This is a genomic window from Bacillus sp. FSL E2-0195, from assembly GCF_038003645.1.
Classification (GTDB): Bacteria; Bacillota; Bacilli; order Bacillales; family Bacillaceae_G; genus Bacillus_A; species Bacillus_A mycoides.
On record NZ_JBBOPN010000001.1, the window covers coordinates 5,229,314 to 5,243,616 of the forward strand.

Below are 14,303 nucleotides of genomic sequence, written 5' to 3' on the forward strand. Positions count from 1 at the left end.
TTACAGTTTGATTTTATTATACCATCTCTTTTCATTGACGACTGACCAATCGGTCAGTTATATTATGTATTAGACTGACCAATTGGTCAATATAATAAAAAGGGAGCGCAAACATGAACAAAATCATCAATTTCACGTTAAAAAATAAGTTCGCAGTTTGGCTACTAACCATTATTGTTACTATTGCGGGTATTTATTCTGGACTCAATATGAAGCTGGAAACAATTCCTGATATTACAACACCGATTGTAACAGTAACCACGGTTTATCCTGGTGCTACACCAGAAGAAGTAGCTGATAAAATTTCAAAACCAATGGAAGAGCAACTCCAAAATTTAAGCGGTGTAAACGTTGTTAGTTCATCATCTTATCAAAACGCATCTTCTATTCAGGTAGAATATGATTTTGATAAAAATATGGAAAAAGCCGAAACGGAAATTAAAGAATCGCTCGCAAACGTGAAACTGCCAGAAGGTGTGAAAGACCCGAAAGTCTCACGAGTAAACTTTAATGCCTTTCCTGTTATTTCATTAAGCGTAGCGAGTAAAAATGAATCTTTAGCTGCCTTAACAGAAAATGTAGAAAAAAATGTTGTTCCTGGATTAAAAGGACTTGATGGTGTCGCATCTGTTCAAATCGCAGGTCAACAAGTAGACGAAGTACAGCTTGTCTTCAAAAAAGATAAGATGAAAGAATTAGGTTTAAGTGAAGATACTGTAAAAAATATGGTTAAAGGTTCGGACGTATCGTTACCACTTGGCTTATATACATTTAAAGATACGGAAAAATCAGTTGTTGTCGATGGTAACATTACAACAATTAAAGCATTAAAAGAATTAAAAATTCCAGCTATCCCTTCATCACCGAATGGTCAAGGTAGCCAAAACGCTGGTGCTGGAACACAAGCACCACAGATGAATCCGGCCGCTATGAATGGCATACCAACGGTTACATTAGAAGAGATTGCTGATATTAAAGAAGTTGGAAAAGCGGAATCCATTTCTCGAACGAATGGAAAAGAAGCAATCGGTATTCAAATTGTGAAGGCTGCTGATGCGAATACAGTTGATGTTGTAAATGCAGTTAAAGATAAAGTAAAAGACCTTGAGAAAAAATATAAAGACTTAGAGATTATTTCAACATTCGATCAAGGTGCGCCTATTGAAAAATCAGTCGAAACAATGCTTAGCAAAGCTATTTTCGGTGCTATCTTTGCGATTGTTATTATTATGTTGTTCCTGCGAAACATTCGAACAACACTAATCTCTGTCGTTTCTATACCACTTTCTTTATTAATTGCAGTTTTAGTAATAAAACAAATGGATATTACCCTTAACATTATGACACTTGGAGCAATGACAGTTGCTATTGGACGCGTTGTTGATGACTCAATTGTTGTTATTGAAAATATTTACCGACGTATGTCTTTATCAGAAGAGAAATTACGTGGGAAAGATTTAATTCGTGAAGCTACGAAAGAAATGTTTATCCCGATTATGTCTTCTACAATTGTAACAATCGCTGTATTCTTACCTCTTGGGCTTGTAAAGGGTATGATTGGTGAAATGTTCTTACCATTTGCTTTAACAATTGTTTTTGCCCTACTTGCTTCCTTACTTGTGGCAGTTACAATTGTGCCGATGCTAGCACATTCCTTATTTAAGAAGGAAAGCATGAGAGAAAAAGAAGTACATCATGAGGAAAAACCAAGCAAATTAGCAAACGGCTATAAACGTATACTTGAATGGGCGTTAAACCATAAAATTATTACATCAAGTATCACAGTCCTCCTATTAGTAGGCAGCCTTGCACTTGTACCAATCATCGGTGTCAGCTTCTTACCATCTGAAGAAGAAAAAATGATTATCGCAACGTACAAACCTGAGCCAGGTCAAACGTTAGACGACGTTGAAAAAATTGCAACGAAAGCTGAAAAGCATTTCCAAGATAAAAAAGACGTCAAAACGATTCAATTCTCATTAGGCGGCGAAAACCCAATGAGCCCTGGTCAAACAAATCAAGCGATGTTCTTCGTTCAATATGATAACGATACGAAAAACTTTGAAAAAGAGAAAGAACAAGTCGTTAAAGATTTACAAAAGATGTCTGGAAAAGGTGAATGGAAAAACCAAGATTTTGGAGCAGGTGGCGGTAGTAACGAAATTAAGCTATACGTTTATGGAGATAGCTCTGAAGAAATTAAGCCTGTCGTGAAAGACATTCAAAATATCATGAAGAAAAATAAAGATTTAAAAGACATAGACTCTAGTGTTGCAAAAACATATGCAGAATATACTTTAGTCGCTGATCAAGAAAAGTTAAGTAAAATGGGGCTAACTGCTGCTCAAATTGGAATGGGACTTTCTAATCAACATGACCGCCCTGTTCTTACAACAATTAAAAAAGATGATAAAGATATAAATGTATATGTAGAAACTGAAAAACAAAACTATGAAACGATCGATGACTTAACAAATCGTAAAATTACAACACCACTTGGTAATGAAGTTGCTGTTAAAGATGTTATGACTGTAAAAGAAGGTGAAACTTCTAACACAGTAACACATCGTGATGGCCGTGTTTATGCGGAAGTTAGTGCAAAACTAACATCTGATGACGTTTCAAAAGCATCTGCCGCTGTTCAAAAAGAAGTAGATAAAATGGATCTTCCTTCTGGTATAGATGTTTCTATGGGTGGTGTTACACAAGATATTCAAGAATCATTCAAACAACTTGGCTTAGCGATGTTAGCTGCGATTGCCATTGTATACTTCGTTCTTGTTGTTACATTTGGCGGTGCCCTTGCACCATTCGCAATTTTATTCTCGCTACCATTCACAATCATTGGTGCACTCGTTGCCTTATTAATCTCTGGCGAAACGTTAAGCGTATCTGCGATGATTGGGGCTCTTATGCTAATTGGTATCGTTGTAACGAACGCAATCGTGCTCATTGACCGTGTTATTCATAAAGAAAATGACGGCCTATCAACACGTGAAGCATTATTAGAAGCTGGTACAACACGCCTGCGTCCTATCTTAATGACTGCAATTGCAACAATCGGGGCTCTTATCCCGCTTGCATTAGGATTTGAAGGTAGCGGCTTAATTTCTAAAGGACTTGGCGTAACAGTAATTGGTGGATTAACAAGTTCAACGTTATTAACACTTCTTATTGTTCCAATCGTTTATGAAGCATTAAGCAAATTTAAAAAGAAAAAAGTAAAATAAAAAAATAACCTCGCTGACTGCGAGGTTATTTTTTATTCCCAAACAAGATTAGGAAATCACCATATCCTTCTTTTTCTAAATCTTCTTTTTGAATAAAGCGTAGCGCTGCCGAATTAATACAATAACGAAGGCCGTTTTGTCCTGGGCCGTCTGGAAATACATGCCCAAGATGTGAATCTCCTTCTTTACTTCTCACTTCCGTACGCGTCATATTATGGCTAACATCCATTTTTTCTTTCACACTAGCTGACATAACTGGTTTCGTAAAACTCGGCCATCCACAGCCGCTATCGAACTTATCGAAAGAAGTAAATAATGGTTCCCCCGAAACAATATCTACATAAAGCCCTTCTTCTTTATGATTCCAATACTCATTTTGAAAAGGCGGTTCTGTCCCATTTTCCTGTGTTACATAAAACTGCATCTCGTTTAATCTTTCTTTTAAATGAGCATTATTCTTTGGCCAATGTTGTTTAATAAAAGCATCTCGACCTGAGCCTTTACGATATAACTCATAGCGAAATGTATTCTTCTTATAATATCCTTGGTGATATTCTTCAGCTGGATAAAACGTAGCAGCTGGCAATATTTTTGTCGCAATTGGCTTCGAAAAATTCCCACTTTTCTCGAGCTCTTCTTTTGAAGCCTCTGCCTTTTTATGTTGTTCTTCATTATGATAAAAAATCACCGTTTCATAAGACTGTCCACGGTCGTGGAATTGTCCCCCTATATCAGTCGGGTCAATTTGTCTCCAATATATATTTAACAACTCTTCATACGGCATTTTATTTGCATCAAATGTAATTTGTACTGCTTCATAATGCCCAGTTGTTTCCGAGCACACTTCTTTATACGTTGGATCCTCTTTATGGCCACCTGTATAGCCTGAAACAACCTGTATAATCCCTTCCATCTCTTCAAATGGCGAAACCATACACCAGAAACACCCTCCGGCAAACGTAGCTAACTCTATCTTTTCATTTACAGCCATTATTTCACCCCTATTCTATCTTCTCCTTACAGTATGGCATAAGGAACGTCATGTTATAAAAGAAAAAGCATCGAACATCGATGCTTTTTCTTTACTTCACTTTATTTTTTTCCAACGTCCTTCTCCATTTCATCACTTGTCACATCTAAGACATCTAATAAGAAAATGAAGATTGGAATACCGATAATAAGTCCCCACACACCTAAGAAATGCTCAGAGAAAATTAATATCATAAATGTGTAGAAGATTGGTAAGTTTGTTTTTTGAGACATAAACTTCGGATTTAATACATAACTCTCAAGTGCATGAATTACTGTTACGATAACTACAATATAAACGACATACATAATACCGCCAATATTGTAAGCAATCATACAGAGTGGGAATAACGAGATAATAACACCCGCCACTGGAATTAAACCAAGCAAGAAAATCATTAACGCTAAACCTAGTAATTGCGGGAATCCTAATATCCATAATGCAATAACAGATAAAACACAGTTAACAATTGCAATTAAAAATTGTGCTTCGATTACTTTTCCAAATGAACGTGCAAATTTCTTTCCGAAATACTCTATTTCGTTATAGAAAATTGCAAGTCGGCTTTCTTTAAATTTTGAAGTAAAAGCAACGATACGTGCTTTTTCAAGTAAGAAAAATAAGCTTAAAATTACAGAAAGTAAAACTTGAAGGCCAAATTTCCCAACATTCGTAATAGATTTATACAAAATGTCTACGCCTTGCCCCACATATTTAGAAAGCTCCATATGATTAACAGCATTAACTGCATACTTAATTAATTCACTATCAGGTGGATTTCTTAAAAATACATTAAATTGATAAATCAATTGTGAAATTTGTATTGTTAATACCGGTAAATATTTAAATAGCGTAATGGCAATTCCTGCCACTAACATTACATATAAAAGCGCTATAATAATTTTTCGATTAATTGGCATGAAATGATCTAATTTACGAGAAATAAACTTTTGGAATCGATCCATTAAATACGTCAACATAAACGTAATTAAAATTAAATTTAACATACTTTGCATCCCATACAATATGAGAGCAAGTAATACTAATACGATTAACCTCTGAAATCCTTTGCTTTGAAACAGGTTTTTTATTTGCATAATCGACGAGTACTCTCTCCTGTCCTATAAAGTAAAACGTTAACAAGTAGATCTCTCTCTATTCTCTACTTATAATTATCCTTTAATATTAAAGCCATTGCGAGCAATTTATATTCAACCCTAACCACCCGTTAATTGTGCTATATATTATGTTACTTCTTATTTTACAATACAATGACCTATTTCAGAACGCATTATACGTAGTATTAATGAAGATTTAAGGAAACTTTTATCCTTCAATAGGTCTTACCACTACTGTAACATAAAAAGCAAGCTATCAGTAGAAATCCGTCCTACAAATAACTTGCTTTTATATTTTTTTTAGTAAGTTTTATCATCCAATAAACGGCATGAACATTGGAATAACCACCACCGTTACGACACCAACCACTGTCACAGCGATACTGGCCATAGCTGCTTCTACTTCACCCATTTCGATACCTACTGCAACCCCTAACGCATGTCCTGCTGTTCCAAGCGCTAAACCTTTAGCAATCGGGTGTTTCACTCTAAATGTTTTTAAGAATAACGCACCTAATGCGTATACGATAACAGCATTAAAAATAACTGCAAATGATGTAATTGCTGGAATACCACCGATACTTTCAGAGATTGGTAATGCAATTGCTGTTGTTGCTGCCTGCGGTAACATTGAGTTCATTACAGCTGTATCTAGACCAATTGCTTTTGCGACAATGAACACAACAACCACTGAACAAATAGATCCAACCACAATAGCCGATAAAATTTGCCACCAATATTTTTTTAACTTATCAACTTGTTTATATAATGGAATTGCAAACGCGATTGTTGCTGGTTCTAAGAAGAAGCTAATCATTTTTCCGCCAGTATTATATTCTTCAAAAGTAAAGTTACCTACTTTTAGAAAGACAATCCCTAATACCATCGCTACGAATAATGGTGTGAATAAGAAGAATCCTTTTGAATGCTTAAATAATAATGTTCCGATTCCGTATGCGATTAATGAAACGACGATTCCGAAATATGGAGTCATTGTGCTTGCCATGTTCATTCCCTCCTAACAATATATACTAAATTGGTTACGCAACTTTTCCGTGCTTGCGTCCTTTATTTACTACTTTCAATTCTTTCGTATCTTCTATTTCTTTATCGTCTTTTCCTAAAATAAATTGTGCAAATAATCCTGTTACAGCGAGTAAAATAATTGTTGCGACAACAATTACAGTTAAAATTTGTATAAAATATTGTCCCATTACACCGAGAGAATTAATAACCGAAATACCTGATGGAACGAAAAGGAATCCGATAATACCTGTTAAAGCCGTTCCGAATGATTCAACTTGTTCCAATTTAATAACTTTTAAACATAATAGGCTAAATAAAATAACTAATCCGATCACCGATGAAGGCATCGGAATTGGTAAATGCGTTGCAATAATATTAGAAACTAACATAATAGCTGAAAATATGAATGCTTGTGATAAGAAACTATATACTTTTTTCGTACTCATTTTGGCCACCTCTTTCGATTTGGTACCTTTATTGTATAAGATAAAAATAAAAATGTAAGCGTTTACATAACAGAACGTCAAATATACAAAATTAGTTACAAAAATAGGCAGACGAAATACAAAAAGCTGCTTCTTAAATACGAAGCAGCTTTTTAAGTTCTTTTGCATATGTACGGCTAACCGGGACTTTGGATCCCTCTTTCATAATTAAGTTATAAGTCGAATTAAACCACGGCTGTATCTCAGAAATATGATTAATATTAGCAACGAAACTACGATGAACACGCATAAAAATTGTTTGTGGTAATTTCTTTTCCAAAATGACAAGCGTATCATGTGTTACATATGTTTCTTTCATTGTTTTTACAGTTACTTTCCCATCTACAAGCCCTACATAAATAATATCTTCAATGTTAACAAGTACAATTGATTCCTCAATTGGTAATGCTAATTTATGCATCTCGGCCGTTACATCTACACTCTTTACATCTTGCTTTGTTTCTAACTTTATTTGCTTTTGTTTTTTATATTTCTTTAATGTCTGTACGATACGTTCTTCATCAAATGGCTTTAAAATGTAGTCTAACGCATCTACTTCAAATGCTTGCAATGCATATTGATCATAGGCAGTAGCAAACACAATTGAAGGTGGATTTTTCATTTTCTTTAATATATTTGCGATTTCAAATCCATTATCATCAGATAACTGAATATCTAGAAAAACAATATCTGGTTTGTTTTTCATTAATTCTTCTAATGCATCCTCTACACAATCCGCCTCACCAATTATCTCTACTTCTTTTGTTTTCTCTAATAAATATTTCAATTCATCCCGTGCTAACATTTCATCATCAACTACTAATACTTTTAACACTCCGTTTTTCCTCCTCTACTTTTTTCGGAATCACAAAGAGGATCTTTGTCCCTTGCTCTAATTCACTTTCAATTTGAAGCATTGTCTCTTTCCCAAATAACCCGATAAGTCGTTCATTAATATTATATAAGGCTGTTCCCGTCCCTTTCTTTGATGGAACTACCATTTTTCCTAATTGCTCTAGACGTTCACTCTCAATCCCTTGTCCATTATCCTTTACTTCAAAGTGAACCATCCCTTCTTTTTCAAACACATGTACCTCGACTTGGCACACTGGCTGCTTTTTCGGAAAAGCATGGCGCAATGCATTTTCAACTAATAGCTGAAGCACAAATGGTGGAACTAAAGTCACCTTTAGTGCCTCTTCAATGTACATCTTCACTTCATACTTATTCGGAAACCTCGCTTGCTCTAACGATAAATATGCATGTACATGATTCAACTCTTGTTCTAATGGAATAAGTAATTGTCGTGCCCCTTGCAAATTACAACGAAAATAAACGCTAAGCTGCAATAATAATTTTCTCGCTTTCTCTACATCTGTTCGGCATAAAGCTGATACTGTATTAATTGCATTAAATAAAAAATGCGGATTGATTTGTGCTTGCAACGCTTTTATTTCGGCATCTTGCAATAACTTACTTTGTAACTCAGCTTCACCTAACTCAAGCTGTGTGGAGAATATTTTCGCTAGCCCTTCCGCTAACTCTTCTTCAACACGACTTAATTGATTAGGGTTTTTAAAATAAAGTTTTAATGTTCCTATCGTATTTCCATGTGAAGTTAATGGAATAACAACTGCCGCTTGTAATGGACACCCTTCATGTTGACAATTAATAATCTCACGTGATTTTGCCTTCATTATTTTCCCTGTTTTTAATACTTCTTTTGATAAACCTGTTATTAAACTGTGTGAAGGAATATGATGATCTGATGCTAATCCAACGTGAGCTAAGATTTCCTCTGTATCTGTTAAGGATACCGCATCTGTTCCCGTAAAGCGGTGAATAATTTGTGCCACATGTTTACAAGACTCTTCTGTTAACCCTTGGCGGAAATATGGTAACGTCTTATCAGCAATTCGTAATACTTTATGCGTTTGCAAAGCTTTTGCGTTTTCTTCTTGTCGTAAAATAGCTAGTATCATCGAAAGTAAAATGAAACTGCCAAAACTATTTACAAGAATCATCGGTAGCGCAATTGTTTTTACAACACTAAGTCCATCTTCTATAATTAATAGAATCATAAGCATTTCTAAAGTAACGATAAAAACACTTAAAATCGCAGAAAATTTAGGCGTAATTACACGATTATATTTTTTGAAAATGTATCCAATATACCCCGTTATAACACCTGCTAAAATTGATGAGATTGCACAACTGAGCGCTGTCGTCCCGCCAAGCATATAACGGTGAATACCCGCAATCGATCCCACTCCAATACCGACGATAGGACCACCAAGCAATCCACTAATTCCAACACCCATAATACGTGTATTCGCAATTGTACTAGATGACGAAACACCTTGTAGCCAATTTTCTTTCATAATTGTATTCCCGGCAATTTCAATTCCTGTGTAATTGCTGACAATTGTAAACACTGAAAAAATACAAATAAGCTTAAGCTTATCTACATACCCATCTTGTCTATGAAGAAGGCGCCTGAACGTTTTAATATGAGAAAGTAAAAATCCTAAAATAACAATAAGTCCGACACGTTCAATCATCATAAGTACTAAATTTAGCATCTGTGATTCATTCCTTTTTATATTAGTTAGTTTTATTATGGGAAAATAATGAAGTGGGCGTCAAGAAGAATGCAATATCTTTTGAAATATTTTACACATAACTATCCCCTCTTTATTTGACAATCTAACAGAAGAGTGCTAAAAATAAAGTAATATAATACAGTCCTTTAACCCAACCCCGTGAGGTTGAGAAGGAAGTCGGAATATACTATACGTATGGTCTTTTTTAGGGATACGTATGCTTTTTTGGCCTTCTCATCATATCAGGTGAGAAGGCCTTTTGTTATTCTTCCATAGCGACTGTAGAAGAAAATAAGGAGGAGTAATGATGAACGTCACTACTGATGTACAATCAACAACAGAGGAAACGAAGGAGAAAAGATATAAAACATTGTTTGGTTCTGCGCTAGGATATGCAGCAGAAGGTTTAGATATGTTGCTCTTATCTTTCGTACTCGTCTACATTTTAAAAGAATTTCATTTAAGCCCTGTTGAAGGTGGAAACTTAACATTAGCTACCACAATAGGAATGCTAACCGGGTCTTATTTATTTGGATTTATTGCTGATTTATTTGGGCGTATCCGTACGATGGCCTTCACAATCTTACTATTCTCACTAGCAACAGCACTTATTTATTTTGCAACAGATTATTGGCAATTATTAATTCTTCGCTTTTTAGTTGGAATGGGGGTTGGTGGTGAATTCGGAATTGGAATGGCCATCGTAACTGAAACATGGTCTAAAGAAATGCGCGCTAAGGCGACATCCGTTGTTGCACTTGGATGGCAATTTGGCGTACTAGTCGCTTCACTCCTTCCGGCATTTATCGTCCCGCATTTTGGATGGAGAGCTGTTTTCTTATTTGGACTCATTCCCGCTCTATTAGCTGTTTACGTCCGCAAAAGTTTAAGTGAACCGAAAATATGGGAACAAAAACAACGATACAAAAAAGAATTGTTACAAAAAGAAGCTGAAGGTAATTTAACAACCACTGAAGCAGAACAACTAAAGCAAATAAAAAAGTTCCCACTTCGAAAGTTATTTGCCAATAAAAAAGTAACGATAACAACCATTGGTCTTATTATTATGTCATTTATCCAGAACTTCGGATATTATGGAATTTTCACTTGGATGCCAACTATTTTAGCAAATAAATATAATTACACGTTAGCAAAAGCGAGCGGTTGGATGTTCATCTCTACAATCGGCATGCTAATTGGAATTGCAACTTTTGGTATTCTAGCCGATAAAATTGGCCGCCGTAAAACTTTTACAATCTATTACGTCGGTGGTACTATATACTGTCTCATTTACTTCTTCTTATTCACAGACTCAACATCATTGTTATGGGGAAGTGCACTGCTTGGATTCTTTGCCAATGGCATGATGGGGGGATTCGGAGCAGTTTTAGCTGAAAACTATCCTGCTGAAGCTCGCTCGACAGCAGAGAACTTTATTTTCGGTACAGGACGTGGGTTAGCTGGATTTGGACCTGTTATTATCGGCTTACTTGCTGCAGGGGGTAATTTAATGGGAGCATTATCTCTCATCTTCATTATCTATCCAATCGGTTTAGTTACAATGCTATTATGTGTCCCAGAGACGAAAGATAAAGTATTAGAATAGATTGAAACTGTACGAAATGTTTATCCAAATACTGTCCCCTCAGGAAAAGTATTTGGATAAATAGCAAAGAGGAAGCATCTCAAATGAAATGCTTCCTCTTCTTATATAAATACAATTATTTATTTTGATTTACTAGCTTTTTGGAACAAGAAGCTAGTTTTATCTTCTTCTTTTACAATACCTTGTTTTAACGCTAATTCCCCTGCAACTTTAGGCGCTAGCCATAGCATTGGGAATAACAGAATAGATACCGGAACAGCCGTCACTACAATGAAGGATTGTAAGGCGTTAATACTTCCCTCACCCATATATAAAAGAATCGCCGCAACTGCGCCCATAATAAGCGACCAAAAAACTCGCAAACTAATTCTAGGATCTCCATCTCCAGTCACTGCCATTGAAATCGAATAAGCCATTGAATCTCCTGTTGTCACTACAAATAAAATTGTTAATAAAAGAAATGCAGGTCCAATAATATTAGATAGTGGCAGTTGCTCTGTAATTGCAATCATAGCCGCTGGCATACCAGATTCACTTAATGCGGTCGAGATAGAACCAGGATTCATTAACTCATAAAACACACCTGATCCCCCTAGTATAGTAAACCAAAACGTTGTAATAATAGGTGCAATAATTCCAATTGCAACGATGATTTCTCGGATTGTTCTTCCTCTTGAAATTCGGCTCACTAAAATTGCCATCATCGGTCCATATCCAATAAACCATCCCCAGAAAAAGATTGTCCACGATCCTAACCAAGCTGTATCACCACGATATGTGCTCATTGGAATAAATTCATTTATATAAAATCCAAACGAAGAAACAAATGAATCGATAATAAATCCACCTGGTCCAAATAGTAATACAAATACCATTAATAGAACTGCTAACCTAACATTTAAATTACTTATAATTTGAATCCCTTTATCAATTCCTGTTACCGCAGATATAGTAGAAACAGCTACTACACAAACAATAATGGCTAATTGAGTAGTAAACACATCAGGAATGTTAAACAATGCTTGTAACCCATAACTTGCTTGTAGTCCTAAAAATCCGATTGGACCAATCGTCCCTGCAGCTACCGCAATAATGGCAAATACATCGATCATTGTTCCAAGCCAACTCTTTCGCAATTTCTCTCCAAAAATAGGATATAAAAGCGTTCGAGGTTTTAACGGCATACCTTTATGATAATGTCCGTACATCATAACTACCGCACTAATTGTACCTAAAATCGTCCAAGCCAGGAAACCCCAGTGCATATAACTTTGTGCTAAAGCAGGCATTACCGCTTCTTTCGTTCCAGCAGTTATACCTTCATGTATTGGTGGCACCGTCATCAAATGGTACATCGGCTCTGCGGCTGCCCAAAAAACGCCACCTCCAGCAAGTAATGTAGACATAATAATAGCGAGCCATTTTGTCGTACTAATCTCAGGTTTTTCTAGCCCCCCAAGTTTAACTCTCCCATATTTTGAAAACGCCATACACATTGCAACAACAAATGTACCAATTAATAAAACCTGCCAAAAGGCACCAAAATATTTAATTGAAGCTGCAAAACTGCTATTAATGGCTCCCTCTACGTAACTTTTATTTAAAATAACTGCAATTACAAATAATAAAAGTGAGCCACCACTAATAAGAAATACAGGCCAATCCGTTTTTCGACTCTTCATCCTCATTTACACTTCCTCCTTCCTCAGCAATCTAAAAAAACAACTTTATTATGTTTTCTTGTTTACACCCAAAACACAATGATTATATAAGTATAATAATTCATCAATTTCCTACACACTTATGTTGTCCCTAAAAATATGCTAAATCCCTTATTTAAAAGAAAATCTCTATTCCTATTACATAAAAAAGCAAAACAAAAGACCTTATATTTCTATAAGGTCTTCGAAACAGAAATTTGATTATAACATAAGGAACTCCTTGGTTCAAAAAGTCCTTTCCAAAAATAACCGATAGTAAAGGCTTCCATTTGCTACGTAACAGTAATTAAAAAAAATTATATTTTGCAGAAAAAAAAACTATACTAGCTATTATTTATGAAAGAAATTCGGCTTCAAAATTTCATTTGGATACGGTTTATGATAAATATGAGTGGTAGCTGGCGACAACGGTGGAATGAGCCACACCCAATTACCTGTTACAACCCGTCCACATGCCGCTTCCTGCTTCTCAAATTGTTGAAATTGTTGTGCAGCTGTATGGTGATCCACAATACTAACTCCTTGTTTTTTAAAAGAATGTAAAACAGCCACGTTTAATTCAATTAGCGCCTTGTCTTTCCATAACGTACCGTTTCTCGATGTATCGAGCTTCATCATCTCCGCAACAGCCGGAAGTAAATTATAGCGATCATGATCCGCTAAGTTACGAGCCCCAATCTCCGTTCCCATATACCATCCATTGAACGGGGCTGCCGTATAAGAAATACCGCCAATTTCTAAGCACATATCTGAAATCATTGGAACCCCATACCATTTTGCTCCAAGTGACGAAATCGGGTATTCTGGGTGTTCAATTGGCACTTCTTTTACTTCTTCTCGCGGAATTTCTTTATATATAGGTGCCTTCCCGTTTATAGAAAACACAAGTGGCAATACATCGAAATTCGTACCTTCTCCTTGCCAGCCAAGTTCCTGACAAAAATCTGTAAACGCAGTGGAATGAGAGTCACCAATCACTCCCATTTCTGTTTTATATCCTGCATATCGAATCAATTGGTGATTATAAATTCGTATATTATTTTCTTCACCTTGATATTGCTTAAAAATTGTAATTGTCGGTTTAACTTTCCCATCGTTCGTTGCATATTTAATATGATGAATTAATGCATTGTATACACCTTCCTCATCATTTACTTCACGTGCATCTAATATGTGCATCTTACTCCAAAATAGTCTTCCGATACATCGATTACTATTGCGCCATGCCATTCGTGATCCATGAACAAGTTCTTCAAATGTATGCTCATACGTCCCCGTCTTCTCTATCTCAACTTGAATTTCTTTTATTCTCTCTTCTATGAATTGTTCTTTATTAAGCTCTTTATAGCAAACCGTAATAAAATGACTCGCTTCCTCTATTAATTGTTTCGTTTTACTCATAAACGATCTCCTTCTATTTTAACAAAACGTTACTACTTTACAGTATAAGCAAAAAGAATAAGAGTCACAAATGAAAGTCGAAG

At 35.6% G+C, this 14,303-nt stretch carries 10 protein-coding genes and 1 pseudogene; 2 read left to right on the top strand and 9 right to left on the bottom strand.

What is annotated here, in order from left to right:
* The first annotated feature begins 113 nt into the window (after nucleotides 1-113).
* Nucleotides 114-3,230: an efflux RND transporter permease subunit gene (locus MHH59_RS27115; RefSeq protein ID WP_201057111.1), complete on the top strand. Its 3,117-nt coding sequence runs from the start codon at nucleotides 114-116 to the stop codon at nucleotides 3,228-3,230.
* Between the two features lie 25 nt (nucleotides 3,231-3,255).
* Here the strand turns inward: MHH59_RS27115 and msrB are convergent, their stop codons facing one another.
* The 7 genes and pseudogenes from msrB to lytS form a co-directional block, all read right to left on the bottom strand.
* Nucleotides 3,256-3,708, bottom strand: coding sequence for a peptide-methionine (R)-S-oxide reductase MsrB (gene msrB / locus MHH59_RS30915; RefSeq protein WP_370458379.1), 453 nt, complete (start codon nucleotides 3,706-3,708; stop codon nucleotides 3,256-3,258).
* A gap of 45 nt (nucleotides 3,709-3,753) precedes the next feature.
* Nucleotides 3,754-4,221 (bottom strand): annotated as a pseudogene (gene msrA, locus MHH59_RS30920) (peptide-methionine (S)-S-oxide reductase MsrA); the annotation flags it as partial.
* A gap of 101 nt (nucleotides 4,222-4,322) precedes the next feature.
* Complete coding sequence (locus tag MHH59_RS27125; protein ID WP_002016425.1) at nucleotides 4,323-5,357, bottom strand: AI-2E family transporter; 1,035 nt, start codon at nucleotides 5,355-5,357, stop codon at nucleotides 4,323-4,325.
* A gap of 334 nt (nucleotides 5,358-5,691) precedes the next feature.
* Complete coding sequence (gene lrgB / locus MHH59_RS27130) at nucleotides 5,692-6,384, bottom strand: antiholin-like protein LrgB (protein ID WP_000168872.1); 693 nt, start codon at nucleotides 6,382-6,384, stop codon at nucleotides 5,692-5,694.
* 34 nt (nucleotides 6,385-6,418) lie between these two features.
* On the bottom strand, nucleotides 6,419-6,850 hold the full coding sequence (gene lrgA / locus MHH59_RS27135) for an antiholin-like murein hydrolase modulator LrgA (protein ID WP_002138935.1): 432 nt from the start codon (nucleotides 6,848-6,850) through the stop codon (nucleotides 6,419-6,421).
* Nucleotides 6,851-6,983: 133 nt separating this feature from the next.
* Complete coding sequence (locus MHH59_RS27140; protein WP_002130151.1) at nucleotides 6,984-7,724, bottom strand: LytR/AlgR family response regulator transcription factor; 741 nt, start codon at nucleotides 7,722-7,724, stop codon at nucleotides 6,984-6,986.
* Complete coding sequence (gene lytS, locus MHH59_RS27145; RefSeq protein WP_002130152.1) at nucleotides 7,702-9,471, bottom strand: two-component system sensor histidine kinase LytS; 1,770 nt, start codon at nucleotides 9,469-9,471, stop codon at nucleotides 7,702-7,704. The genes MHH59_RS27140 and lytS overlap by 23 nt, the downstream gene beginning before the upstream one ends.
* Nucleotides 9,472-9,799: 328 nt before the next feature.
* Between lytS and MHH59_RS27150 the strand changes: the two genes are divergently transcribed.
* A complete protein-coding gene (locus tag MHH59_RS27150) occupies nucleotides 9,800-11,098 on the top strand; it encodes an MFS transporter (protein WP_002167291.1) in 1,299 nt (432 codons plus the stop codon).
* Between the two features lie 119 nt (nucleotides 11,099-11,217).
* Here the strand turns inward: MHH59_RS27150 and MHH59_RS27155 are convergent, their stop codons facing one another.
* Nucleotides 11,218-12,786 (bottom strand): BCCT family transporter, encoded by a 1,569-nt coding sequence (locus MHH59_RS27155; protein WP_078178102.1) that lies wholly within the window; start codon nucleotides 12,784-12,786, stop codon nucleotides 11,218-11,220.
* Between the two features lie 363 nt (nucleotides 12,787-13,149).
* The gene (locus tag MHH59_RS27160; protein ID WP_002089906.1) at nucleotides 13,150-14,220 is read right to left on the bottom strand and encodes a nitric oxide synthase oxygenase; all 1,071 of its coding nucleotides are present in this window, start codon (nucleotides 14,218-14,220) and stop codon (nucleotides 13,150-13,152) included.
* Between the last annotated feature and the right edge of the window lie 83 nt (nucleotides 14,221-14,303).

Bases quoted from the DNA above. Each gene is read 5' to 3' on its own strand.
- lrgA (WP_002138935.1), bottom strand. From the start codon at position 6,850: ATGAGTACGAAAAAAGTATATAGTTTCTTATCACAAGCATTCATATTT.
- MHH59_RS27125 (WP_002016425.1), bottom strand. From the start codon at position 5,357: ATGCAAATAAAAAACCTGTTTCAAAGCAAAGGATTTCAGAGGTTAATC.
- MHH59_RS27160 (WP_002089906.1), bottom strand. From the start codon at position 14,220: ATGAGTAAAACGAAACAATTAATAGAGGAAGCGAGTCATTTTATTACG.
- MHH59_RS27155 (WP_078178102.1), bottom strand. From the start codon at position 12,786: ATGAGGATGAAGAGTCGAAAAACGGATTGGCCTGTATTTCTTATTAGT.
- lrgB (WP_000168872.1), bottom strand. From the start codon at position 6,384: ATGGCAAGCACAATGACTCCATATTTCGGAATCGTCGTTTCATTAATC.
- lytS (WP_002130152.1), bottom strand. From the start codon at position 9,471: ATGCTAAATTTAGTACTTATGATGATTGAACGTGTCGGACTTATTGTT.
- MHH59_RS27150 (WP_002167291.1), top strand. From the start codon at position 9,800: ATGAACGTCACTACTGATGTACAATCAACAACAGAGGAAACGAAGGAG.
- MHH59_RS27115 (WP_201057111.1), top strand. From the start codon at position 114: ATGAACAAAATCATCAATTTCACGTTAAAAAATAAGTTCGCAGTTTGG.